At 49.1% G+C, this 24,869-nt stretch carries 23 protein-coding genes; 16 read left to right on the top strand and 7 right to left on the bottom strand.

Annotation, left to right across the window (positions count from 1 at the left end; all coding sequences use genetic code 11):
* Positions 1-53 precede the first annotated feature (53 nt).
* Positions 54-2,501: a penicillin-binding protein 1A gene (locus MHN31_RS11200; RefSeq protein WP_239444297.1), complete on the bottom strand. Its 2,448-nt coding sequence runs from the start codon at positions 2,499-2,501 to the stop codon at positions 54-56.
* 224 nt (positions 2,502-2,725) lie between these two features.
* On the opposite strand from MHN31_RS11200, the gene MHN31_RS11205 reads away from it, so the two are divergent.
* From MHN31_RS11205 to MHN31_RS11245, 9 genes are all read left to right on the top strand, one after another.
* Positions 2,726-3,805: a pilus assembly protein PilM gene (locus MHN31_RS11205; RefSeq protein WP_058796913.1), complete on the top strand. Its 1,080-nt coding sequence runs from the start codon at positions 2,726-2,728 to the stop codon at positions 3,803-3,805.
* The gene (locus tag MHN31_RS11210) at positions 3,793-4,389 is read left to right on the top strand and encodes a PilN domain-containing protein (protein WP_125563071.1); all 597 of its coding nucleotides are present in this window, start codon (positions 3,793-3,795) and stop codon (positions 4,387-4,389) included. The genes MHN31_RS11205 and MHN31_RS11210 overlap by 13 nt, the downstream gene beginning before the upstream one ends.
* A gap of 3 nt (positions 4,390-4,392) precedes the next feature.
* Positions 4,393-4,998, top strand: a complete 606-nt coding sequence (locus tag MHN31_RS11215; RefSeq protein ID WP_049865187.1) for a type 4a pilus biogenesis protein PilO — start codon at positions 4,393-4,395, stop codon at positions 4,996-4,998.
* A complete protein-coding gene (locus MHN31_RS11220; RefSeq protein WP_239444298.1) occupies positions 4,995-5,534 on the top strand; it encodes a pilus assembly protein PilP in 540 nt (179 codons plus the stop codon). The genes MHN31_RS11215 and MHN31_RS11220 overlap by 4 nt, the downstream gene beginning before the upstream one ends.
* 13 nt (positions 5,535-5,547) lie before the next feature.
* Positions 5,548-7,593 carry a type IV pilus secretin PilQ family protein gene (locus tag MHN31_RS11225; protein WP_138537824.1) on the top strand — a complete coding sequence of 682 codons (2,046 nt, stop codon included), beginning with the start codon at positions 5,548-5,550 and terminating at the stop codon, positions 7,591-7,593.
* Positions 7,594-7,744: 151 nt separating this feature from the next.
* A complete protein-coding gene (aroK, locus tag MHN31_RS11230; protein ID WP_010386209.1) occupies positions 7,745-8,263 on the top strand; it encodes a shikimate kinase AroK in 519 nt (172 codons plus the stop codon).
* 30 nt (positions 8,264-8,293) lie between these two features.
* A complete protein-coding gene (gene aroB / locus MHN31_RS11235; protein ID WP_239444299.1) occupies positions 8,294-9,364 on the top strand; it encodes a 3-dehydroquinate synthase in 1,071 nt (356 codons plus the stop codon).
* Positions 9,364-10,836 (top strand): SPOR domain-containing protein, encoded by a 1,473-nt coding sequence (locus tag MHN31_RS11240; RefSeq protein WP_239444300.1) that lies wholly within the window; start codon positions 9,364-9,366, stop codon positions 10,834-10,836. The genes aroB and MHN31_RS11240 overlap by 1 nt, the downstream gene beginning before the upstream one ends.
* Before the next feature lie 37 nt (positions 10,837-10,873).
* Positions 10,874-11,704, top strand: a complete 831-nt coding sequence (locus MHN31_RS11245) for a Dam family site-specific DNA-(adenine-N6)-methyltransferase (protein ID WP_125563081.1) — start codon at positions 10,874-10,876, stop codon at positions 11,702-11,704.
* A gap of 20 nt (positions 11,705-11,724) precedes the next feature.
* On the opposite strand, the gene MHN31_RS11250 is transcribed toward MHN31_RS11245, so the two are convergent.
* Both MHN31_RS11250 and MHN31_RS11255 read right to left on the bottom strand, forming a co-directional pair.
* Positions 11,725-11,910, bottom strand: a complete 186-nt coding sequence (locus MHN31_RS11250; protein ID WP_125563083.1) for a DUF2970 domain-containing protein — start codon at positions 11,908-11,910, stop codon at positions 11,725-11,727.
* 111 nt (positions 11,911-12,021) lie between these two features.
* A complete protein-coding gene (locus tag MHN31_RS11255; protein WP_125563085.1) occupies positions 12,022-12,321 on the bottom strand; it encodes a hypothetical protein in 300 nt (99 codons plus the stop codon).
* Positions 12,322-12,497: 176 nt separating this feature from the next.
* Here MHN31_RS11255 and rpe point away from each other — a divergent pair, with 176 nt between their 5' ends.
* The 3 genes from rpe to trpS are packed head-to-tail and all read left to right on the top strand — an operon-like array spanning position 12,498 to position 14,882.
* Entirely contained in the window at positions 12,498-13,187 is a 690-nt protein-coding gene (rpe, locus tag MHN31_RS11260) for a ribulose-phosphate 3-epimerase (protein WP_058796921.1), read from the top strand.
* The gene (locus tag MHN31_RS11265) at positions 13,187-13,852 is read left to right on the top strand and encodes an HAD family hydrolase (protein ID WP_010386217.1); all 666 of its coding nucleotides are present in this window, start codon (positions 13,187-13,189) and stop codon (positions 13,850-13,852) included. Before rpe ends, MHN31_RS11265 begins: the two co-directional genes overlap by 1 nt.
* Before the next feature lie 25 nt (positions 13,853-13,877).
* Entirely contained in the window at positions 13,878-14,882 is a 1,005-nt protein-coding gene (gene trpS, locus MHN31_RS11270; protein ID WP_239444301.1) for a tryptophan--tRNA ligase, read from the top strand.
* A 60-nt stretch (positions 14,883-14,942) separates the two neighbouring features.
* Here trpS and MHN31_RS11275 read toward each other — a convergent pair whose 3' ends face one another.
* A complete protein-coding gene (locus MHN31_RS11275) occupies positions 14,943-15,596 on the bottom strand; it encodes an XRE family transcriptional regulator (protein WP_125563089.1) in 654 nt (217 codons plus the stop codon).
* A 237-nt stretch (positions 15,597-15,833) separates the two neighbouring features.
* Between MHN31_RS11275 and MHN31_RS11280 the strand changes: the two genes are divergently transcribed.
* Positions 15,834-17,150, top strand: coding sequence for a hypothetical protein (locus tag MHN31_RS11280; RefSeq protein ID WP_239444302.1), 1,317 nt, complete (start codon positions 15,834-15,836; stop codon positions 17,148-17,150).
* Here the strand turns inward: MHN31_RS11280 and MHN31_RS11285 are convergent.
* Positions 17,147-17,953: a helix-turn-helix transcriptional regulator gene (locus MHN31_RS11285; protein WP_125563094.1), complete on the bottom strand. Its 807-nt coding sequence runs from the start codon at positions 17,951-17,953 to the stop codon at positions 17,147-17,149. The two genes, MHN31_RS11280 and MHN31_RS11285, sit on opposite strands and share 4 nt — an antisense overlap.
* An 80-nt stretch (positions 17,954-18,033) precedes the next feature.
* Here MHN31_RS11285 and MHN31_RS11290 point away from each other — a divergent pair, with 80 nt between their 5' ends.
* Positions 18,034-19,197 (top strand): MFS transporter, encoded by a 1,164-nt coding sequence (locus tag MHN31_RS11290; protein ID WP_125563096.1) that lies wholly within the window; start codon positions 18,034-18,036, stop codon positions 19,195-19,197.
* Between the two features lie 40 nt (positions 19,198-19,237).
* Here MHN31_RS11290 and MHN31_RS11295 read toward each other — a convergent pair whose 3' ends face one another.
* On the bottom strand, positions 19,238-21,295 hold the full coding sequence (locus tag MHN31_RS11295; protein ID WP_239444303.1) for a glycoside hydrolase family 97 protein: 2,058 nt from the start codon (positions 21,293-21,295) through the stop codon (positions 19,238-19,240).
* A gap of 172 nt (positions 21,296-21,467) precedes the next feature.
* Between MHN31_RS11295 and MHN31_RS11300 the strand changes: the two genes are divergently transcribed.
* Both MHN31_RS11300 and MHN31_RS11305 read left to right on the top strand, forming a co-directional pair.
* Entirely contained in the window at positions 21,468-22,133 is a 666-nt protein-coding gene (locus MHN31_RS11300; RefSeq protein WP_239444304.1) for a methylamine utilization protein, read from the top strand.
* Complete coding sequence (locus tag MHN31_RS11305) at positions 22,126-23,376, top strand: hypothetical protein (RefSeq protein WP_239444305.1); 1,251 nt, start codon at positions 22,126-22,128, stop codon at positions 23,374-23,376. Before MHN31_RS11300 ends, MHN31_RS11305 begins: the two co-directional genes overlap by 8 nt.
* A gap of 25 nt (positions 23,377-23,401) precedes the next feature.
* Here MHN31_RS11305 and sthA read toward each other — a convergent pair whose 3' ends face one another.
* Positions 23,402-24,838 carry a Si-specific NAD(P)(+) transhydrogenase gene (gene sthA, locus MHN31_RS11310; RefSeq protein WP_125563102.1) on the bottom strand — a complete coding sequence of 479 codons (1,437 nt, stop codon included), beginning with the start codon at positions 24,836-24,838 and terminating at the stop codon, positions 23,402-23,404.
* Positions 24,839-24,869: the final 31 nt, after the last annotated feature.

Here is a 24,869-nt window from a genome sequence, read left to right on the forward strand (position 1 = left end):
AAGAAAGACAAAAAAGGCCAGTGATTGACACTGGCCTTTTTGCGTTGTGGTTTTTAGAACAGCTCTTCTGTATCCGGGAGTTGCTCTTCAAATGGCGTACTTGAGCCTGTTTCTAGCACGTATTTTGTTGGGGTTGTGCCGCGTTCAAAGTACTCGAAACGACTGGTGTGGTCGTTACGCTCACTCAATAACCCGGTTTTTAAATCGATGCGCACAGACACCAGGCCCGGAGGTGGATCAATCGGTGCAAGTGGTTCGTCTTGTAATGCTGTACGCATAAACTGTACCCAGCCAGGTAATGCAGACGTGGCACCTGCTTCGGCACCGACCACTTGTTGTTTACCCAGGTTAGCGTTGTACGCGGCGCGGCCCAGTGATTTACCCGGATCGTCAAACCCGACCCAGACGGTGGTTAATACGTTGCGATTAAACCCCGTGAACCAGGTATCGACCGAGCTGTTGGTGGTGCCCGTTTTGCCAGCCAGATCTTTGCGTTTAAGCGCCTGCGCGCGCCAACCCGTGCCGGTCCAGCCGGTTTTGTGTTTCCAGCTGCCGCCGCCCCAGATCGCGCTTTTCATCGCATCAGCGATTAAAAAAGCATTTTGTTCCGAGATGATCCGCGGTGCACAAGTGTATTGATCGATTTCCCACTCTTCTTCACTACAGATGGTCAGTGGCTGGGCGGCTCCCAGAACGTTGCCGTAGCTGTCAGTGAGTTTTTCAATAAAATAGGTCTCGACCAAGTGGCCGCCATTGGCAAAGGCACTCATACCGCGGGCCATTTCCAGCGGCGTCAATGACGCACTTCCCAGAGCCAGCGATTCACTGCGCACAATGTCCTCGTTATTGAAACCAAACTTGAGAATATGATCGGCGGCTTCGTTGAGCCCCATACCCCGCAGCAAGCGTACTGATACAACGTTTTTCGATTGAGCCAGGGCACGGCGAATACGGATAGGGCCACTGTACACATCCGGGCTGTTTTTCGGACGCCAGGCGACGCCCATGCTTTTATCCCAATGATTGATCGGAGCATCATTGATGATGGTCGACAACGTATAGCCAGCCTCCAGTGCACCCGAGTAGATAAATGGCTTGATGTTTGAACCAACCTGGCGTTTGGCCTGAACAGCCCGATTGTACTGGCTTTGACGGAAGCTATAGCCGCCAACCAGGGCTTTAATGCGGCCACTTTGAGGATCCAATGACACCAGGGCACTTGCAGGCTGGGGCTGCTGGCTGAGTTGCCAATTCTGGTCTTTGTAACGTACCCAGATTTGCATACCTGGCGCGAGAATATCACTCGCTTGTTTCGGCGGTAATCCCTGGCGGCGTTCTGTGATGTAAGCACGCGCCCATTTTAATCCGGACCAGGGCACAGTGACTGAGGAGCCGTCTTTGAGCAACACAGTTGCACTTTGCTCCTCCAGTGCTGTTACAACACCAGCTTGAAGCGGGTCTATCTCTTTGACATTGCGCAGCCTTTCTAGGATCTGAGTAGTCGTCCAGGGGGCCTCCTCCGGCTGCCAGTATTGCGCCTGCGGGCCACGGAAGCCGTGTCTCATATCATAAGCGTGCAGGTTGTCGATCAGGGCTTGCTGTGCGGCGGCCTGAACATTGGATTCGACTGTGGTATAGACTTTAAACCCTGAGTTGTAGGCCTGGTCCTCACCATAGGTTTTCACCATGTAAGCACGGACCATTTCCGATATGTAGGGGGCATAGAGTTCTATTTCAGCGCCGTGGCGTTTAGCTGTGATAGGTGCCTGAGTGGCTTCGTTGTACTGAGCTTGAGAAATATAGCTTTCAGTCAGCATCCTGCCCAACACGACATTTCGGCGCAATTTAGCTCGTTGTGGGTTACGGATTGGGTTGAGCGCTGAAGGGGCTTTGGGCAGGCCGGCCAGCATTGCCATTTGCGCCAGGCTCAGCTCGTTTAGCTCCTTGCCATAGTACACTTGGGCGGCGGCCCCAATCCCAAAGGCACGATGACCCAGTTCTATTTTATTGAGGTAAAGTTCAAGAATTTCGTCTTTATTGAGTAAGCGTTCGATATGTAACGCGATAAAGATCTCTTTCACTTTACGAATATAGGCCTTTTCCCGGGTCAGGAAGAAGTTTCGTGCCAGCTGCATGGTGATGGTACTGGCGCCTTGCTTTTTCTCTCCGGTACTGACCAGGACAATAAATGAACGCACAATACCGATCGGATCAATACCAAAATGATCATAAAAACGGTTGTCTTCGGTGGCCAGAAAAGCCTGGAGTAAAGGCTCTGGAATTTCGTTAATTTTAACCGGAATACGGCGTTTCTCGCCAAACTGGTTGATCAGTTTGCCGTCGCGGGTAAAGACCTGCATTGGGGTTTGCAGCTGTACATCTTTTAAAACCTTTACACTGGGAATGTCAGATTTGACATAGTAATAAAGGCCGAACAAGGTAAGCAGGCCCAGTGTCGTGCAAAGCAGTATAAGTTGTAGTAATCTTTTTAATAAATTCACGAATTTATCCCTAGCGAGACTCCCAATTACAATCGGACGCTGTTAGTATATCCTGATTAAAAAACGATTAATAATTTTTGCGTAAATTACTTTGTGCCTAAAGAAGGCGCATGGGAGTGTGGCCGAAAGTTGGCAAGTAGTATAACGCTTTTCGCCAAACTGTACCTAAATGACTAAACTCTTAATTAACACTGTACAGAATTCTGGATACTTGGGCTAACGGCATGTTGCGTCAATTCTTAAAAAAACAAGCTCCAATGATGGTCGGGGTAGACATAGGCTCACACTGTGTAAAGGCTGTTTTATTGGCTGAATCAAGCGCAGGGTACCGGGTTGAGGCCGTCGCCATTGAACCTTTACCCAAGGGGGCAATGAAAGAGCGCGCCATCCAGGATATTGAAGCGGTTGGTAAAGTCATCAGTAAAATACGTAAGCGTTTGCCAAAAACCAGTCACTTTGCCGCTGTTGCTGTCTCCGGGCAAACGGTTATCACTAAAATGATTTTTATGGATGTGTCGTTAAGCGATGCCGAATTAGAATCACAAATCGCGATTGAGGCCGACAGCCTGATCCCTTACCCACTTGATGAAGTCAGTCTGGATTTCGAAAAACTAACAGTGAATGAAGCGGATCCCTCCAAAGTCAATGTGTTGTTGTCCGCGGCCAGAACAGAAAGCGTGCAGGCCCGCGTTAGTGCACTGGAAGAAGCAGGCTTGAAAGCGAAAGTCGTAGATGTTGAAAGCTATGCCCTCGCGCGCTCCGCTGAAGTTTTATATGGTCAGCTTCCCTCTGATGCTTACGATAAGGTCGTAGGGATCATCGATATTGGCGCCGTGGTGACTTTAGTGAGTGTCGTACAGTCCGGTAAAACGTTATATACCCGGGACCAGGTTTTTGGTGGAGAGCAGTACACCAATAGCATTGTTGCGTATTACAACAAGAGCTTTGATCAGGCCGAGTTGGCAAAAACCACCGGTGATTTGCCGCCGAATTATACCTTTGAAGTGCTCGCGCCATTCCAGACCTCGCTGTTACAGCAGGTGCGTCGCGCGTTACAAATGTTTATGACGACCAGTGGTCAGGAGCAGGTCGACTACATTGTTTTAACCGGTGGTACTGCACAAGTGGAAGGGCTCGACCGTTTGCTTGTGGATGAACTGGGTGTGCATGCGATTGTGGCGGATCCGTTTGCGAATATGGAAATAGCGCCTAAAGTGGATCGAGGTGTACTGAATAATCACAGAGCGCAGTTTGCCATCGCAACCGGGTTGGCATTGAGGAGCTTTTCATCATGCCACATATAAATTTACTGCCCTGGCGTGAGCAGCAACGGCAGGCTTCTCAGCAAAAATTCCTGACCATTCTGGGGATCATCGTCGCAGCCAGTTTAGCGCTGATGTACGGTATTGGTGCATTTTATGACACCCTTAAAGAAGGGCAGGAAATCAAAAATCTTTATCTGTCCAGTGAGATTAAAAAGCTGGATAAGCGGATCGGGGAAATTCGTGGGTTGAACCAACAAAAAGAAAACCTGCAGCGTCGGATCCGATTGATTGAAGAGTTGCAGAGCAATCGTAATTTGGGCACCCAGATCATTGATGAAGTGACACGCGTTGTGCCTGCGGGCGTTTATTTGACGAGCCTGGAACGGCAAAAGAATATGATCAAAGTGATAGGTCGAAGCGAATCGAACAACCGCTTGTCGCAAATGTTGCGGGCTGTCGAGTCGTCCTATTTATTACGTGATCCGTTACTCCAGGGGATTGTCGCCGGTGAACGCGAAGAGCGATTACTGAGTAATTTCACAATGAATTTTTACGTTAAAACGTTCGCTCAAATGGAGAAAGAACGCGCCGAGTTAGCTCAGACAACGCAGGCGGAGAACTAGGCCATGAAACTAGACTTGAAGTCGCTGCAGGAGATCGACTGGAACGAAATTGAACTGGATAACATTGGCGAATGGCCAATGCCAGTGAAGGCTATTTGTTGCGCTGTGGTGGTGGTGATCATGCTGGTCGTAGGATACAGCATGTTAGTGTCTGCGTCGGTGGCAAGCTTTGAGCGTGCGGTTAAAAAAGAAGAAGAGTTGCGTACCAGCTATCGCGTCAAATATGGTCGGGCAAATAATCTGGAATTATATCGACAGCAGATGCAGGACATGGAAGCGCAGTTTTCTCAACTATTAAGAAAACTACCAACCTCGAATGAAACCCCGGGTTTGCTCGATGACTTAACGTATGTTGGTACGTCCAGTGGCCTGACGTTTCTAAAAATTGGCTGGCTACCTGAGATCAAAAAAGAATTTTATACGGAACTGCCAATTAATCTCGAAGTGGTGGGGACGTATCACGAGTTTGGTGAGTTTGTCAGTAAAGTGGCGCAGTTGCCGCGTATTGTGAGTTTGCACGATTTTCGGATTGAGGGGGCAGGCAATAATCAGTTGGTGTTTAGCGTGGTAGCAAAAACCTACCGCTACGAGCAGGAGACTGAAGAATGAGGCGTCTGTTGGTTTTGTTTGCGGTGATTGTACTGACAGGGTGTAACGATAACACCGCAGAACAGAAAGAGTTTATTGATCGGGTGCAGGCGAATGCAACCCCGAGCATAGATCCTATGCCCGAGATGGCCCGGTTTGAGCACTTCCCTTACAGTGCGGCTCAACTACGCAGCCCTTTTGTTGCCCCGCAACCGGAAGTTATTGAAAGCCGCCTGGTACAGGTTAAAAATTGTCTTCACCCAGATCCGAATCGTCCCAGAGACCCGCTAGAAAAATACGCGCTGGACAACTTGATGATGAAAGGGACGATCACACGTGGTGAGACGGTATGGGCGTTGATTAGAGCTGGCGAGCAAGGTTTGTTCAGAATAAAGAAAAATGAATACATGGGTTTGTACCACGGTAAAGTGGTGAGCGTACAAGCCGACCATCTGGAGCTGATGGAACTGATCCCGGACGGAACGGGATGTTGGAAAGAGCGCCTGAGCAAAGTCGAAATGGTGGAAGCCGAGGACGTCGGTGCCAGTGAAGAATAAAAAAGGTGAAAATATGATTGCGCGCGACGGGATCAAACACGTTGTGAAAACTCTGATGGGTGGCGTTTTAATGGGCACAGCGTTATTCGCCCAGGCAATGCCAATGCTGTACGATGTGCGTTATAACCCGGTGCCGACCGGAGAGACTGAGTTACAGCTTGTGTTTGACGAAAAGCTGGCGATTGAACCCAAAGTCCAGGTGTTGAATGAACCTGCACGTATTGAGTTGTTTTTCCCGGATGCTGAATATGAGGAAAGCCTGGAACTGCTCAAAGTAAACCAAGCCGGTATCGAGCAGATCAAGAGCAGGATGGAGCAAGGTGGGTTTGTCCTGAGTGTTGAAATGGCTGCGCTCAAACTCTACCGCACTGAGGTTAAGAATAATCTGGTGTATATTAAAGTTTCAGACCAGCCTATTCCGGTTTCTAGCGAGGATGCACAACCAGATACGTTGCACAGTGCAATGAATCGGATCCAGAATATTGACTTCCGGCGCACAGATAAGGGTGCCGCTCAGATCCTGGCCTTTCTGGACTCCAGTCAGGCGGCGATAGATGTGCAGGAGCGAGGCGGGCAGATTTACGCAGACTTTCATCATATTGCCATCCCGGATGAGCTATTATACGAGCTGGACGTTGTTGACTTTGGCACCATTGTGAGTACGGTTGAAACTTTCCGTGAAGAGGGAAAAAGCCGTTTGGTGATCAAACCTAATGGGGCTTTTAAGTTCAATTATCAGCAATTAGACAACATCTTTACTCTGACAGTAGAAAAAGACGAGCAGGAATTTTCGTATGCGGATACGAAAAATTATCAGGGACAGCCGATCACACTGAACTTTCAGGATATCCCGATCCGTTCTGTGTTGCAGATAATCGCTGATACTAATAACTTTAATTTGGTCACCAGTGATTCGGTTACAGGCAACATTACCTTGCGCCTGGATGGTGTACCTTGGGATCAGGCCTTGGACGTAGTGTTGCGGGTGAAAGGGCTTGATAAACGCATGGAAGGGGCGATTTTGATGGTGGCGCCGTCTGAAGAGCTTGCAGCCAGAGAAGCGAAAGAGTTGCAGGCGAAGCGTCAGGTTGAAGAGCTGGAACCTTTATATAGTGAGTACATTCAGCTTAACTACGCCAAAGCAGAAGAGTTCGCTGATTTACTAAAAACAGATGAAAATTCCATCATTAGCCTGCGTGGCAGTGTTTCAGTGGACAAACGAACCAATACCTTGTTGATCAAGGATACTTCGCGCAGCATTGAAAACGTCAGACGCATGGTCGAGACACTGGATGTACCGGTTAAGCAGGTACGCATCGAATCGCGTATGGTTACGGTGTCAGATAACATTCAGGAAGACTTGGGGATCCGTTGGGGATTCAGTGACCAGCAAGGGACAGACGCCATTTCTGGTTCGCTGGAAGCAACCAATAAGTTGTCTGGTGGCACGATCCCTGATTTGACTGAACGGTTAAATGTGAATTTGCCAGTACAAAACCCGGCGGGTAGTTTGGGCATGCACATTGCCAAGTTGTCAGACGGTACTTTGATAGATCTGGAATTGTCTGCGTTAGAGCAAGAGAACAAAGGTGAGATCATCGCCACACCCAGTATTACGACTGCAAACCAGAAAACGGCGCGCATCGAGCAGGGTACGGAGATCCCGTATGTGGAGTCGGCTTCCAGTGGCGCATCGACCGTTCAGTTTAAAAAAGCGGTACTGAGTTTAGAGGTGACACCGCAAATTACGCCGGATAATAAAATTATTTTAGATCTGGTCATAACCCAGGACACAAGGGGTGATACAGTACAGACAGCCAATGGCCCGGCTGTGGCGATAAATACACAAAGGATCCAGACTCAGGTCTTGGTAGAGAATGGTCAGACGGTTGTGTTAGGGGGCATATATCAGCAGGAAATGACCAATGCGGTGAGCAAGGTGCCTGTGCTGGGAGATGTACCCTACTTAGGTGTCCTATTTAGGAACACACGAGAAATCAACGAAAAGAGAGAGTTATTGATTTTTGTGACACCTAAGATCATGCATGATTCACTCTAGTCAGACTAAAATAACAATAATGGGCGTGAAAGTTACCTTTTGACTTGAAATCACGCATTGATTGCTGAGATAATCCCCTCCTTAATTTTGGGGCCAGGTCGTTAGGCGGGGTTTTATTTCAAATTTTAGAGTTCGTTTGTACTAAAAAGATATGGCTGAGAAACGTAATATATTTCTGGTAGGCCCAATGGGGGCTGGTAAGAGCACGATTGGTCGTCACATTGCGGACCAATTACATCTGGAGTTCTTCGATTCAGATCAAGAAATCGAGCGCCGCACTGGTGCTGATATCTCCTGGGTGTTCGACATTGAAGGGGAAGAAGGGTTTCGTCGTCGCGAAGAGACCGTGATTTCCGATCTTACCGAAAAGCAAGGCATCGTATTGGCTACTGGCGGCGGCTCGGTCATCAGTAAAGAGGTACGTAACAAACTATCTGCTCGTGGTATTGTGGTTTATCTTGAGACCCCAATTGAGAAGCAAGTAGCTCGTACCCAGCGCGATAAGCGTCGTCCTTTGCTACAAACAGAAGAAGATTCACGCGACGTATTAGTGCGTCTGGCAGATGAACGTGAACCACTTTATAAAGAAGTGGCGGATCATGTTGTACGCACAGATGAACAAAGCGCCAAAGTGGTTGCTAATCAAATCATTGAGAAGTTAGATTTCTAAACATGTAGGCTAGATAGGAGGTGACGGCACATGCTTGAATTAACAGTAGATTTAAACGAGCGTAGCTATCCTATCTATATTGGCCAAGATCTTCTTATCGATCAGGGGCGGTTATTGCAGCATATTGGCAATGCTCGCCCCGTTATCATCAGCAACGAGACCGTTGCGCCTCTGTATCTGGATACATTACTCACGCAGTTAGAAGGCAAAGCACCGCTTCATTTTTGCATCCCTGACGGGGAGCAATATAAATCTCTGGAGTGGTTTGAGCGCATTAACGCTTTTTTGCTTGAGCACAATTGCGGGCGAGATACCTGCCTGATCGCCTTAGGTGGCGGCGTTGTTGGGGATCTGACCGGGTTTGTCGCAGCTTGCTATCAGCGTGGAGTGCCATTTATCCAGATCCCGACAACCTTATTGTCTCAGGTTGATTCGTCAGTGGGTGGCAAAACAGCCGTCAATCATCCTTTAGGTAAAAATATGATAGGTGCTTTCTATCAGCCTAAAGCGGTGTTTATTGATACCAATACACTGAAGAGTTTGCCACAACGTGAGTTTGCGGCAGGCATGGCTGAAGTGATCAAGTACGGTCTGATCTACGATAAAGACTTTCTGACGCTACTTGAGCACAATGGTAATGCACTGCGCGAGTTGGACACTGACCTGCTAATGCAAGTGATCCATCGCTGCTGTGCTATCAAGGCTGAAATTGTCGCACAAGATGAGAAAGAAGCTGGGTTGCGTGCGTTGCTGAATTTGGGGCACACGTTTGGCCATGCCATTGAAGCGCAGATGGGCTACGGTGTATGGCTTCACGGTGAAGCGGTCGCTGCAGGAATGATGCTAGCGGCTCGTCTGGCACAACTTAGAAGTGCATTGACAGAGCATGAAGTTGCGCGTATCGCAGCATTGCTAGAAATGTATCAACTGCCAGTTGCCCCACCCGCATCGATGACAACATCGCAGTTTATTTCCCATATGCGTAAAGATAAGAAAAACAAACAAGGTAAGATCCGCTTTATCGTACCCACCAGTCTGGGCAAGTGCCAGCTGGTTGATGACGTATCTGATGACACCTTAGGCCAGCTAATAGGGCACTGATGCAGTCGCAAATCTTACCGAGTCGTGCCGCTCTGGTCGACCGGATTGCAATGCAGTTTGAATATGGACAAAACCTGATCTGCCTGGTTGGTAACTCAGGGCTAGGTAAAAGTTATCTGGCTGAGTCTTTCATCACAGATAAGTACCCTGATTTTAGCAAAGCCTTTGTTAAATTGGGTGCGCATACCAAAGACACAGAGCTGGTTCAGCAACTGCTAGAAAATAGCTTTCGCGCACCGCTGGTTGATCACAAGCTGTCATTAAGTGAAAATTTCTTTGTTTTGTATAATGAGCAGCCTTGTGGCCCTTGTCTCTGGGTCATTGATGGTGCACGTCATCTGAGTGATGAGCTCATCCAGGAGCTTCAACTGCTGGCTAAAAAGGCCCCGGATACTCTGTATATTCTGGTAACTGGACAAGCCCCTAAGTTACTGCCTGAGGCGCTGGATATTCATCTGGAGCCCTTATCATTAATAGAAAGTCGCCGCCTGATGGCGATGTTTTTTCCAGAGCTTCCGCCTTCAGAAGACCCAATATTTAGCACCTTTTTGAGCGAAGCAGGTGGCAACCCCAGTATTTTGCTCGAATGGCAGCAAAATCAGCATCAATTGACATTGAAATCTAAACAAACAATGAGTAGTCGGCAATGGAAAGGGTTTTTGGGTGCTTTTGTTGTGATTACGGCCTTGTTTCTGGTCGCGCTGATTTACCAAAAAGATTTGGCCGATTTATTGCGTCTGCAACAGGATGTTGGCGCAACCTCGGTTGAGGCATTGCCTGAGCCGACTGTGTTGACGGCGCAAGAGGCGCTCTCGGATGAAACCGCGCAGCCCGTTTCCGAGACATTGGCAGAACAATCAGAGAGTAGTGACACTCAGGCTCCTTTGCAGCATGATGTGCAATCTATACTCGGCGCGTTAACCTTGGATCACACTGCTGTGGACGCGCGTCAAATCGAAGCCAGTGAAGAAGGCGCTGAACACACTACCGAGTCTGACAGAGATGCACACAGTACACCCAATGCGTCGGCAGCAGTCGCACAAGTGCTGACGCAACCAGATATTCTGAGCGGCGATGCTGAGCACACAGACATCAATGAGCAGATTGAAACGCCACAACCCGACATTATCGCAGAACCTCAGGTGCAGCCGGATCCGGTTTCAAGCTTATCGGACAATGCCTGGTTTATGGCGCAAGACAGCAATGCCTGGACAATTCAACTGCTGGCTGTGACTGACGAGTCCGTGGCACGGCGATATATCGAGCAACATAAGTTGTCGCAGATCCGAACCGCTCAGGTTATGCGCGCAGGCAAGGCGTGGTGGTTTGTTACCCTGGCGCCATTTGCAACCTTAGATGACGCGAAACAGGCTCGGACTGAATTACCTGAAGCTGTGTTAGCAGGGCAGCCGTTTTTTAAACGTATCGTGCAAATTAAGCAACAAATCCAACAGTCACAAACGCAAAAATAGTGTAGAATCGCGCTACTTTGGGGTAACTAGTCAGATCATGCAAAAAAAGACCAGAGCTTTCTTAAAATGGGCAGGTGGAAAATATGCCTTGGTGGAAGAAATTACCAAGCGCTTGCAAGCCGCAAATGAAGAGGCCGAAACTCTGGTGGAGCCCTTTGTAGGGGCTGGTTCTGTCTTTCTAAATAGTCACTTCAAGCACTATATACTCAATGACATTAATGCGGACCTGATTAACCTGTACAAAGAGTTGCAACGCACTCCAGACGAGTTCATTAGTGATGCCAGAAAGCTGTTTGTTGATTTGAACAATCATCCCGATGCCTATTATGCGTACCGTCAGCAGTTCAATGAAAGCATTGATGTTTATGAGCGGGCTATTCTGTTTCTGTACATGAACCGGCATGGCTACAATGGGCTTTGTCGCTATAACCTGAAGGGCATTTTTAACGTGCCCTTTGGTAAATACAAGCGCCCCTATTTTCCGGAAAATGAGCTGTACTTTTTCTCAGAAAAAGCACAACAGGCAACCTTCACCTGTTTGAGTTATGAGCAAGTCTTCAAGCGTATTCCGAATAAGGCCGTAGTGTATTGTGATCCGCCCTATGTGCCACTGAGTAAAACCGCCTCATTCACAGCCTATGCCAAAGGGGGGTTTAACTTTGACGATCAGGCACAACTCGCTAACCTGGCAGAAAAGGCCGCTTTTGAACAGCAAACACCCGTACTGATATCCAACCATGACACGGTGCTCACGCGCAAGATCTACAGCCAGGCTCACCTGGATGTGATCCAGGTAAAAAGAACCATTAGCCCTAAAGGCTCAGGTCGTAACCGGGTTGATGAGCTGATGGCCTTATATCACGAATGAGCGCATTGATGGCTGGCATGTCATAATACAACTGCATTAACAAACCAGGCCAAGGCGATAACCAGTGCGATAACAAAACACACGGCTAGCAAGGCAAAAGGCCAAAAGTGTTTTTGGCTGAAATCGACACGATATTTAGCCTGGCTTTGCACACCAAACATCGCAGCAAGTACACTCTGAATAAGTATAAAGAATCGTTCTGTCACGGCATCCTGGCTCCTAATATGCAACGAGATACCTAACAGTATAGTGTATGCATACCAACTCGCCTTAATGACTTGCCCGATTGAAGGCGTACTTAAGCGTGTTGGTATCAATTAGAATTGTGAAAATTGACTCGACGTTTGCTCGTCACCAGATCCCAGTAGTAGCTCAAGCAGATCAAGGTAGTGGAACTGCGCATTACTACTGCCGCCAGTTAACCAGGCATACCAACTAGTGTGTGACTCCAGCTTACATAAATTTGATGATGCGTGCTGACTGACCTGAGTGGTAGAGCACTGGCACATCTCATTTTTTGCGACTAAGTCATCGTCACCGCTGAACGAAACCACGCCAGCAGACAAGACTAAAGCAGCTGTAAGTAAAAGCGTCCGTGTTTTAAGCCGACTTAACATAACCATATCCCCAGTGAATAGTTATCTATAAATAGTACACTATGTATGTTTATTAAACAATCGCTTTGTCCTGCAAAAATGGCAGCTGCTCGCAAATTAACAGTGCCTAACAATCAGGTGTTTTTAGCGTTAAGATGAGTTACAGTAGCCGCTGACATTTTGTTTCAGGGGGTAGTATGTCGCAGAACAATAATAATTCTGAGTTCTTAATTGCACCATCTATTTTGTCTGCCGACTTTGCAAGGTTGGGTGAAGACGTTGCCAGGGTGTTAGATGCTGGCGCGGATGTCGTGCACTTTGATGTGATGGATAATCATTATGTCCCGAATCTGACGTTTGGCCCGATGATCTGTGAGGCGCTGCGCAATTATGGCATAACCGCCCCAATTGATGTGCACCTGATGATCAAACCCGTGGATAGCCTGATCCCGGAGTTTGCAAAAGCGGGTGCAGATATCATTACTTTCCATCCTGAAGCCAGTGAACATATAGATCGCAGTCTGGGTTTGATTAAGGAACACGGCTGTGAGGCTGGATTGGTACTTAATCCGGCAACGCCATTACATTATCTGGATTATGTAATGGATAAAGTGGATCAAATCTTACTTATGTCTGTCAATCCCGGCTTTGGCGGTCAGAGCTTTATCCCACAGACGCTGGATAAGTTGCGCCAGGTACGCGAGCGCATAGATGCCAGTGGTCGTAAAATCCGCCTGGAGGTGGACGGTGGCATTAAAGTTGACAATATAGCTGAGGTAGCGGCCGCGGGGGCTGATATGTTTGTTGCTGGCTCAGCGATTTTCAATCAACCAGACTACCGGACGGTCATTGATGCGATGCGTTCTGAGCTCGCTAAGGTGGGCTAATGCGCTACCAGGGTATTTTATTTGATCTCGACGGCACGCTGGTCGACAGTGCGCATGACTTGTATATGGCGCTTAATTTGACGTTAACTGAAGTGGCTTTTCCTGTGGTGAGCCGCGCTCAGGTGCTGACCTGGGTCGGCAACGGCATCGATGTATTGGTGCAGCGTGGTTTAAGCGGCAGTCATGATGTTAACGCTGAGCTACCGCCGCGTGTGGTCGCTGAGGCACAAACTCGTTTTGCAGGCCATTATCGGGCCCTGGTTGGGCAATACTCTTTGCTCTATGCCAATGTTGAAACGGTACTGGCTGCATTCAGTCATGTGCCCAAGGCCGTCGTAACCAACAAGAGTCGTGAGTTTACAGTACAGCTACTCGATAACCTTAACCTCAGCCAACATTTCGATGTTGTGGTGTGTGGTGATGACGGTCAGAAAAAGCCGGCTGCGGAGCCACTCTTGTCAGCCTGTCAGCAACTTAACATCGAACCACACACGGCCATCATGGTCGGCGATTCAAAAAGCGATATTTTGGCCGCTCAGGCTGCTGAAATACCTGTGATTGCACTCAAATATGGGTACAATCAAGGACTGGATCTGGCCCAGTTTAATCCACAGTACCTCTGTGAGGGCTTCTTGGATATAATCCCCATTTTAAATCAACCTTAAATCAAACTAGGAGTAAGGGAACACAATGACTAAACCAGTAGTGTTAAGTGGCATTCAGCCAACCGGTGGTATGACAATAGGCAATTATGTGGGTGCCATTAACCAGTGGCTTAAGCTACAGGAAGATCATGATTGTTTCTTTATGCTGGTTGATTTGCACGCCATCACCATTCGTCAGGAGCCAAATGTCCTGCGTGATCGCGTTTTGGATGGTGTTGCTTTATATGCCGCGTGTGGCATTGACCCAGAAAAGTCAGCGTTATTTGTGCAATCACAGGTACCAGAGCATGCGCAGTTAAGCTGGGTACTGAACTGCTATGCACAAATGGGCGAACTCAATCGGATGACTCAGTTTAAAGACAAGTCAGCGAAAAATACTAACAATGTTAACGTGGGCTTGTTTGCTTATCCGGTATTGCAAGCGGCTGATATTCTGCTTTATCAGGCTGATCAGGTTCCGGTGGGTGAAGATCAGAAACAGCACCTTGAGCTGACTCGTGATATCGCGACACGTTTCAACAACCTGTATGGTGATGTATTCAAAGTACCTGAGCCGTATATCCCGGAGCTGGGTGCCCGGGTGATGAGCTTGCAAGATCCATTGAAGAAAATGTCGAAATCGGACGATAATCCAAATGCCTATATTATGCTGCTGGATGAGCCGAAAAAGATTGAGAAGAAACTGAAAAAAGCGGTGACGGACTCAGACGAACAAGCGCGTATTTACTTTGACCGTGAAGAGAAGCCAGGCGTATCTAACCTGCTGACACTATTGTCAGTGGCGACCAAGCGTGATGTGGCCGATCTGGTGCCAGAGTATGAAGATAAAATGTATGGTCATCTGAAAAAAGACACGGCCGATGCCGTGGTGGCTATGCTGGAGCCTATACAGGCGCGTTTCAAAGAGATCCGTGAAGATCAGGCGCTGCTGGATCAGATCATGCGCTCTGGTGCAGAAAAAGCAGGTGCTCGTGCAGAGAAAACACTAAAAGCGGCATACGACGCGCTGGGCTTTATTTCGCGCCCGTAATCAGCCAGGTCACAACCACAAAAAAGCCAGCTTATACGCTGGCTTTTTGCTGTTTGAAGATCACATACTGCGGCCGCACCAGACAATTCTACCTGCAATACCATGCTGTTGGGCATTTTCGGCATGGATTTGCCAGGCAGGGTAGTCAGGGTTATCACTCACGACGCTAATATGATCTCGTTGTTGCTGCAGGCGCTTAGCCATCAGACCATCTTCGGTTTGCAGTACATAAACGCCACGCTTATTCGCGTCACGCTGGCTTAAATCAACCAACACCATGTCGCCATGCTGCAAGGTTGGCAGCATACTGTCACCCCGGATAGTGACAAACGCCAGCTGATCGCTATGCACGCCCAGTTGCGTACTGAGCCAGCGCTTATTCAGGGCAAATTGCTCTGTAACATCTTCACTGCCATTGATGCTACCAAAACCGGCACTGGCCTCAACATCCAGTTTAGGCACCATCAGCATTTCCTGACTGCCCGTCATCGGCGCGTGCTCTGTGGGCTGCTCACCGGTAAGCAGCCAATTTAGATCAATACTGAACAAGCTGTATAAATGTTCCAAATAGGCAACGGATGGTCGGCTCAGGCCACGACAAATACGATAAATGTGTGACGGCGACTTGCCAGTGAGGAGCGCAAACTGACGTTTGTTGCCGGCGCTAAACTGGTCGATCAAAGTAATAAATCGGCGTGAAAATGCTGTGCTCATGACACCCCATACAGGTTACAACAAAGGAAGGGCCTCAGAGTACTTGCCTATGGCGATGCTGTACAGCTACTGACACCTGATTGCTCAATGTCTGCCCAGCTTGGGGGGAGGGAATTACAAATTGCGACATTTTTAACCAGCTACATAACAGTTTGCGAGCTGCTTGTTCCTATAATAACTTACTGAAGTCGACTTGATTGCGACGGCATATAACTCAGGAAAAGAGGAGAAGGAGCGATGAATTATGTGATTAAAAGGGCCTTAGTGCTGGGGATGGTACTGAGTCAATTAACCGCTTGCTCGGGTGGCAGCGGTGATAGTTCAGCACCTAAGGATACACCAGACTTGTTGACCATTTCAGCACATAGCGAAGGGGGTGGAGTGTTGGAGCCGGCAAGCCTTCAGGTTGGCAAGGGTAAAGCCGCTGAGTTTATCGCGAAACCTCGGGCGGGTTATGAGCTGGTGGCGCTGAGCGGTTGCGGGGGTAAACGCACGGGGGTTGCTTATCGGGTAGAGCGGGTCGAGCAAAGTTGTCAAATACAGGCACGTTTTTCACCTATCCATTATCGTCTGGATGCGACCGTTAGTCAGGGTGGAAATGTGGACATCAGCACCCAGCAAATTGCGCATGGCAGCGCTGCTGAGTTTGTCTTTACACCGAACAGCGATCATATTCTGGAGCGCGTTGGGGGATGTAATGGCACACTAACCCAGTACACTTATCACCTACCCGAAGTGACTGGGCCTTGTACTGTGAGTGCGTTATTTTTACCTTACCTTCCTGAACCTGAGGCGCTCACGCGGATCCGGTTACCGGTCGTCGTACATGTACTGAATAATGGCCATTTTGAACTCAGTGATGCGCAGATCTTATCTCAGTTACGGGCCACGAATTTGCATTTTCGCGGCAAAAATAACGCCGAACTTGAGACTATCCCCGATACCTATTCCCCTTTTGTTGCAGACACTGGGATCCAGTTTTATCTGGCTGACAAAGATCCGGATGGCCAGTCTCATTCGGGGATCGTGCGGGTCGATGCCACAACGAGTGTCTTTGCGCTGGAGGGATACCCCTTTGCCCGCAGCGATGCGGGTGGATCGGATGCCTGGCCGACAGACCGTTACATTAATATCTGGGTGGGCATGTCACGTACCCGGTTCAATGAACCGGTGTTGGGTGGCAGGGCACATGTCCCGGGCATGGCGCCTGAGCTATATATTGGTGTGTCGGTAGAGCAGGGACTATTTGGCTCCATCGCACCTCGAGAGCCAAATTATGATCAGGGCAAAACGCTGACGCATGAGTTAGGGCACTTTCTGGGGTTAATTGGTCATACTAATCCGCCGTGGAATGACCAAAACACTCATCGTCACCTGACCTGTGATGGGTTGGCGCAGACTGATTGCGTGAATGCAGATCTGACGATGAACTTTATGAATACCAATGTCTATGATAACAGGCAGAAGATGTTTTCGTTGAGTCAGCGCCAGTTGATGCGTGCGTGGTTAGAAACCGGACCATTACAGGCTTTGTATCTGAATAACCCGCCTTAACGCTTTAGATATTGCCCGGGTGTGGTGCCGAAAAACTTTTTAAATGCACTGTTGAATGCTGAGCTGGACTCAAACCCCAGTTGCAAAGCGGTGGCTTGCTGGGTTTCACCTGCGGTGAGCATTTCAACGGCACGCAGCGCTCTGAGCTTCTGCTTCCATTGACTAAAGCTCATTGCAAAGCTCTTGTGAAACAGGCGATTAAGGGTTCTGGCTGATGCGCCCACCTGCTCACCCCACTGTTCAAGAGTAAGTGCGCAGCCCGGGTTAGAATACAGTTCACTGACAATTGGCAGCAGGCGATGATCATCGGCTTTGGGAATGAAAAACGCACTGGTAGGTGCCAGCTCTAATCTGTCAATGAACACCTGGATAAAGCGTTCGGTCTTATCGTCGAGCAGATAATCTTCAGGCCAGGTGCAGATAGTGAGGATCATTTCTTTCAGCAGCGCATCGACCACCAGGGTTTTCGCCTGATCGCCTAGGATGGCTGCATACTTTTCATCAATATAGACACTACGAAAATGCCCGCCATAACGACAGAAAGTCTCATGCTCCACGTTGGGCGGGATCCACAAGGCCTGTTGCGGCGGAATAACAAAGGTGCCCTGAGGTGTGAAAATGGTCATCACTGAGTCGCTGATATAGGTGATTTGCCCCCAGTGATGGCTATGGGGCCGCACATGCTCGTTGGCAGGCATCGTGGTGGGTCGGGGGAAGATGGGTCTGCCCAGTACTTTGCGTTTGAATCGGCTGGACACACTGCGCCAGGATGCATCTGTCCGATTTGATAAACTTTGTGTCATGATTTCCCATATTAGCCAGTGTGAACAGCTCATATACTAACCGGGCCGATAACGGCAATCAATGTGCTTAAGGACTGTGAATGAAAAACCCGACCCGACTTTTTGTGCCTTCCCCGATGAGCTTTATGGTGCTGGCAACCATCGTCATGGCTATGACATTTTCTGCCTGGAATGCCTTGCTTAATAACTTTGCGATTGAACAGGCTGCGTTTACAGGTGCGCATATTGGCATGTTGCAATCACTGCGAGAAATCCCAGGTTTCCTGGCTTTTACAGCTGTGTTTGTGTTGCTGGTGCTGAAGGAACAAACCTTTGCCTTGATCAGTTTATGTTTGTTGTCGATAGGTGTGGCACTGACAGGGTTTTTCCCGAGTGTGTATGGCCTGTATGCCACGACGGTGCTGATGTCTATTGGATTCCACTATTTTGAAACACTGAATCAATCGCTGAGCTTGCAGTGGTTCACTAAGGAAGAGGCACCCGAGCAATTGGGCCGTTTACTGTCGATAAAATCGATGGCCTCTTTAGTGACCTTCGGGCTCATCTGGGTGGCATTTACCTGGATGGCGACCGATTATGTATGGGTGTACTTGTTATTTGGCGGGGCCGGACTGGTACTGACCTTGTTTATGGCGCTGACGCACCCGCACTTCGTTCAACAAGCCACGCAACATAAAAAACTCATTCTAAGAAAACAGTACAGTCTGTATTACGTCCTGACCTTTTTCTCCGGCGCCCGTCGTCAAATCTTTATGGTGTTTGCCGGTTTTTTGATGGTGGAAAAGTTCGGCTTTGATGTGGCCGAGATCACTGCCTTGTATATGCTCAACCACCTTGTGAATATTTTCGTGGCCCCAAAAATTGGTCAGATGATTAGCAAGATTGGTGAGCAAAAGGCCCTGACGCTGGAGTATTCAGGTTTGGTTTTGGTCTTTATTGGCTATGCGCTGGTCGAGTCTGCGCAATTAGCGGCGGTATTATATTTAGTGGATCATATCTTCTTTGCGATGGCCATTGCGCTTAAAACCTATTTCCAAAAAATTGCCCAGCCAGAAGATATTGCCGCCACGGCCGGAGTGAGTTTTACCATTAATCACATCGCGGCAGTGGTGATCCCGGCGAGCTTTGGCATGGTGTGGTTGTATGACCAATCGTTGGTATTTTATTTTGGTGCGGCCCTGGCGGGGTGCTCTTTGATTCTCAGCCAGTTCATTACGCCGCATCTGAAAAAAGTGGCTGCCTGATAAAAAAGCCGCCCGGTGTGGGCGGCTTTTAATGTGTGTTTTAAAGGGCCTTAAAGCGGATCGCGGTGCCGCCACTGGTGGCGAGCTTCAGCGTTAAGGTATCTTGTGTCGTGACAATCTGTTTTTGAATGCTCAGATCATAGGGGTTGTATTTCCATTCTGCCTTAGGGCCATCCTGATAGAGCTGGGCTTCGAAACGCTGGCCTGGCTCAAGGAAGTCGAGCTTTATGTTAATGCTTCTTGCCTGTTCATCGGTGATGGCACCTAAATACCAGTCATTTCCCGAATACTTACCGCGTTTGCGCTCTTTACGGGCAAAGACCACATAGTCGCCCACTTCACCTGCCAATGCGATACTGTGCTCCCAGTCCGCCGGGACGTCTTTAATAAACTGGAAGGCCTGTGGTTTTGCCAAATAGTTTTCTGGCAGGTCCGCAGCCATTTGCACTGGGCTATACAGTACAACATATAGCGCCAGTTGTTTGGCAAGGGTCGTTTGTGGGCGGTTGGTTTTGTCGCCCAGGCCGTTAAAACTCATGTCGAAAATACCTGGTGTAAAATCCATCGGGCCAGACAACATACGGGTATAGGCCAGCATGGTGGTATGCTCAGGTGGGTTGGGTGGTGTACCCCAGGCATTAAACTCCTGGCCGCGTGCGCCTTCTCGGGTCAGCCAGTTAGGATAAGTGCGGCGCAAACCTGTGTCCTTAATTGGTTCATGGGTATTGATGCTGATCTTATGTTTGGCCGCCAGTTTCACATTGTCCAGGTATTCATTAACCATAAACTGACCGTCGTGCCATTCGAACCGGGCGTGACCACGCTCATCAATGCGCTTGATATTGCCACCATCGGCAACATAGCCGGTTTTAACCTGACGGACACCGGCTTTTTCGTACAGGGCAAAGGCATCTGCCATCTGGTCGCGATAATTGCTGACATTACCTGAGGTTTCGTGGTGACCGATCAGGCGGGCACCCACTTGTTCGCCATGTTTAGCAATGGCATCCAAGTCGAAATCCGGGTAGGTTTCTGTAAAGCTGAATACATCACCATTGTAGAACCAGTCGCCATCCCAGCCGGTATTCCAGCCTTCTACCAGCACACCATCGAAGCCATGCTCGGCTGCGAAACTCAGGTATTCTTTAGTGCGTTCTGTAGTCGCGCCATGTTTTTCACCACTGCCCCAGGTGTTCTTTCCGATGTGCATGCCCCACCAAATGCCGAGGTATTTACCTGGCTCTACCCAGGATACATCGCCTAATTTATTGGGCTCATTCAGGTTGAGAATAAGGCGCGAGTTCAGCAAATCAGTTGCCTGGGCGCCAATCTGAATGGTGCGCCAGGGGGTTTTGAAGTGGCCATTGGTCTTTACGGCAATGCCATCAGACCAGGGGGTCAGATCGCTGATAAAGGTACCGGGGCGACGCTGGTTCAGGGTCATAGCGGCATAGTCAACCAGTGCGGCTTCGTGAATGCTGACATGCACACCATCTTTGTTTTTCAATGTAAATGGGGTGTGGACATGGGCTGCATCATGGAGTGCTGTGGTGTTATAGGTATATTCATAGCGGTTCCAGCCGCGAGCTGGGATCCACCAGGCTTGTGCCTTGTCACTGTCAGCGACAGCAAATTCAGTCAGTTCTCTGGTGATATAGCGGGCAGAGTCCTGAGCTACTTCGTAGCGGAAGCCGACACCGTCATCAAATGCCCGTATTCTCAGGGTATATTGCGCCTGCTTTGACTGACTGTCAGCCAGGGTAACAACCAGTTCATTGTGATGGTTGTGTACTTCTCGTGCCTCACCCCAGGGTTGCTGCCAGCGCTCATCTACGCTGTTGCGCTGGGTTTTGCTGATGATCAGTCCGTCGCGCAGCGAGGGGGCGCGGGCAAAATCGAACCCTAACTTTGAGGGGGCAATCACGGCTTGGTTATTAAACATGATCTGGTAGCTGGGCTGGGTATTGTCATCGCTGACTTGAAAGGTGAGTTTACCGTCTGGCGAGCTGACACTGTATGTCGCAGCCTGTGTTGCAGTGGTAAATAAACCGGCTAAGAGTGTGACAGCAACGCTTGTTGCACTGAAGACTAATCGCATAAACTATCTCGGTTGCAAATGTGAGTGAATGTTTAGCTTACTGTTATCTTCGTCCGGGCATGAACTGTCTGCATACGTATTCACTTTGAAAATGCGATGAATGGAAACTAACGGTCGTCCGGTCTACATCTGTGGCCTATACTAAATCGAGACCGCAAGGAGCTTTTAGGCAATGACTCAATTAAAACATATTTTTAGTATCACTTTAGCTGCCGTTACTCTGATCTCTGCCTGTGCCACTGCCGCTGAGCAGCTCACTGTTCAGGTGCGGGACAAAGAGGGAAAGGTATTGCCCGGCGCGGCCGTATGGCTCAGTGGTAAAGGACTTGCTGCCGATCAGGCTGTCCTCACACGCAGTTATAAAATGGGCCAGAAAAACCGCGCATTTACGCCGCATTTACTGATTGTGCCAAAACAGGCCGAAGTGTCATTTCCTAACTATGACTCTATTTTGCACCATGTGTACTCCTTCTCTCCCGCCAAGCGCTTTGAGTTTAAATTGTATCGGGATCAACCACAGGCCCTGACGTTTTCTGCGACCGGGGCTGTGGAGCTGGGCTGTAACATCCATGACTGGATGCTGGGTTACATTCTGGTTGTTGACTCTACGCATTTTGCCGTAACAGATACTCAGGGCATCGCACGCATTTCAATACCTGCGGCGCAGCACAATGACGTGACGTTAAAAGTCTGGCACGAGGGATTTATGGACTTAGACAGTCCGGAAAGTCATGTATTATCCGCCGTCAAGTCGGGTGAACAACTGAATATTCAGTTGCAGCAGTCCCTTGGTATGCTCCAGGAAGATTTCAGTGATGAGTTTGATGATTATGAATAAACAACTTCAAAAGCTGGGGCTGATTGGGCTGAGTGTTGTGGGCATCAGCACGGCACAGGCACAGGACTTTCAGTATAAAGGTGCAATTCAGGCAAGTTGGCAAAATAGCAGTGAATATGCAGCCTGGTATAACCGGGGCGTGGCAGTAAATCGCTTTGGTGCCGACTCTGAGCGACTCAACTTGAGTCGTGCTGTGCTTGATGTGCGCACTGAGCTGGGCAGCAAATGGTCTTTGCTAGCCAGTGCCCAATATGTTCCCGATCCGGATAGTAAATTCGGGTTTACTGAATTATTTGCACAGTATCATACCCTGAACAAAGGGCCCCGCCAGTGGCAAGCGCGGCTTGGGGGGTTTTACCCACGCATGTCTCTGGAAAACCCTGATATTGGCTGGTCGTCTCCTTATAATTACAGCTATAGCGCGATCAATACCTGGCTTGGTGAAGAGATCCGTACTTTTGGTACGGAAGTGAGCTATAAGCACAGTGACAGCCGGCTGCCACGTCGACAACGAACAGGTCACAATTGGGAGTTGCTGGGAGCTTTGTATAAAGGGAATGATCCGGCAGGTACTTTACTGGCCTGGCGTGGCTGGGCAATACATGACAGGCAAAGTGTGTTTAATGAAGCCATCCCTTTTGCGCCGATCAACGCACTACAGGCACCGCCCCTGGCTAAGCAATCCTGGCGAACTGAGCCTTTTACTGAAGTCGATGGTCGGTTTGGATATTACCTTGGCGCACACTGGGATTACCAGAAGCGCCATACGCTGAGGCTGTATTGGTACGATAATAACGGTGATCCAAGTGTATTGAACTACCAGACCGGGCAATATGCCTGGGATACCAAGTTTTACAGTGCGGCTTATCGATTTAAGATCACCCGGGCCACGCATCTGGTTATGCAGGCGATGGCTGGCAACACGGCGATGGGCATCAGGCGCGGTGTTGATAACGACTTTAGTAGCCAGTTTATTCTGTTAACTCATAAATGGCAGGATTATCGGGTGAGTGGTCGGGTGGAACAATTTGATGTGAAAGATCGCGACTTTTGGGATTTCGATCCAAATACCAGTGAGGGAGGCGCGATAACCGTAACTGGTCGCTGGCAGATCTCTGAGCGCTGGCATGTTGGTATGGAGTTTCAGTATTTGGAGTCTAAGGTCGCAAACCGTGCCGATTTTAATTTACCGACGCGTCAGATAGAACAGTTGTGGCGTGTGAGTGGAGCGCTGCGCTTTTAAGGCGCAGCACTCATGCTGGGTCGGGTTAGTCACATAAACGGTTCAATCCGTTGAGTGCGGCAACCCGGTATGCTTCGGCCATGGTGGGGTAGTTAAAGGTGGTGTTGACGAAGTACTCAACATTATTGCCTTTGCCTTTTTGTTCCATAATGGCCTGACCAATGTGAATGATCTCGGAGGCCCGCTCGCCAAAACAGTGTATTCCGAGTATCTCTTTGCTTTCAGCATGAAAAAGCAGCTTCAGTGAACCAACTTCAGTACCTGTGATCTGCGAGCGTGCCAGGTGTTTGAATTGTGCTCGGCCCACTTCGTATGGGATTTTGGCTGCCGTCAGCTGTTGTTCGGTTTTGCCCACTGAGCTCATTTCCGGAATGGTGTAAATACCAGTTGGGATATCAGTGATCAGGCGATCATCGCACTTACCGTGCACAATCGCATGCGCCGCAATGCGACCCTGATCAAAGGCGGCACTGGCCAGGCTGGGATACCCAATCACGTCACCCACGGCGTATACATTGTCTATTTCTGTCTGGTAATGCTCATTGACTTTGAGCTGGCCGCGGCTGTCTGCTTTGAGGCCAATGGCATCCAGATTGAGTGAATCGGTATTACCAGTTCTTCCGTTGGCCCACAAAATGCAGTCGGCTTTAACCTTTTTACCCGATTGAAGATGCAGCACAACGCCCGTGTCCTGGGTTTCAACCTTGGCAAACTCTTCATTGTGTCGGATCACGATACCACTGTTCCAGAAGTGGTAGCTCAGTGCATCGGAGATTTCATCGTCCATAAACGACAGCAGTCGATCACGGGTATTGATAAGGTCAACTTTGGCACCTAAGCCCTTAAATATAGATGCGTACTCACAACCAATGACCCCGGCACCGTAAACCAGTACGCGCTGTGGGTTATGTGTTAAATCTAAAATCGTATCACTGTCATAGACGCGCGGATGAGCGAAATCGACGCCAGGTGGACGATACGGACGAGAGCCCGTGGCAATGACAATGGTCTGCGCAGTCAGTAGTTCCTGCGAACCGTCATGATGTTGGACCCGGATTGTGTGTGCATCGACAAAAGTTGCATCGCCCTGATAGAGGTGGATGCGGTTGCGGTCGTAGAAGCTTGAGCGCAGGCTTGACTGTTTGCTGATCACATTACTGGCATGATGCAGAATGTCCTGAAACGTCAGACGTTGCGGGCGTTCGCTGAACCGAAACAGTGGGTTCGATTTGTACTCAATCAAACGGCTGACAGAGTGACGCAGTGCTTTGGAAGGGATAGTTCCCCAATGTACGCAGCCACCCCCGACATCTTTTTGTCGCTCAATCACGGCGACTTTACGATTGCTTTTGGAGAGATTCATGGCAGCCCCTTCGCCGCCGGGGCCTGTGCCAATGATGATCGCATCATACTGGTATGATGCGCTTTGATTGGGGGTTTTTGTGGCGGTTTTTTTACTCACGGCCTCACCTTACATAATGACTTGTGAGGCC

The organism is Pseudoalteromonas sp. McH1-42 (assembly GCF_022347845.1).
Classification (GTDB): Bacteria; Pseudomonadota; Gammaproteobacteria; order Enterobacterales; family Alteromonadaceae; genus Pseudoalteromonas; species Pseudoalteromonas rubra_D.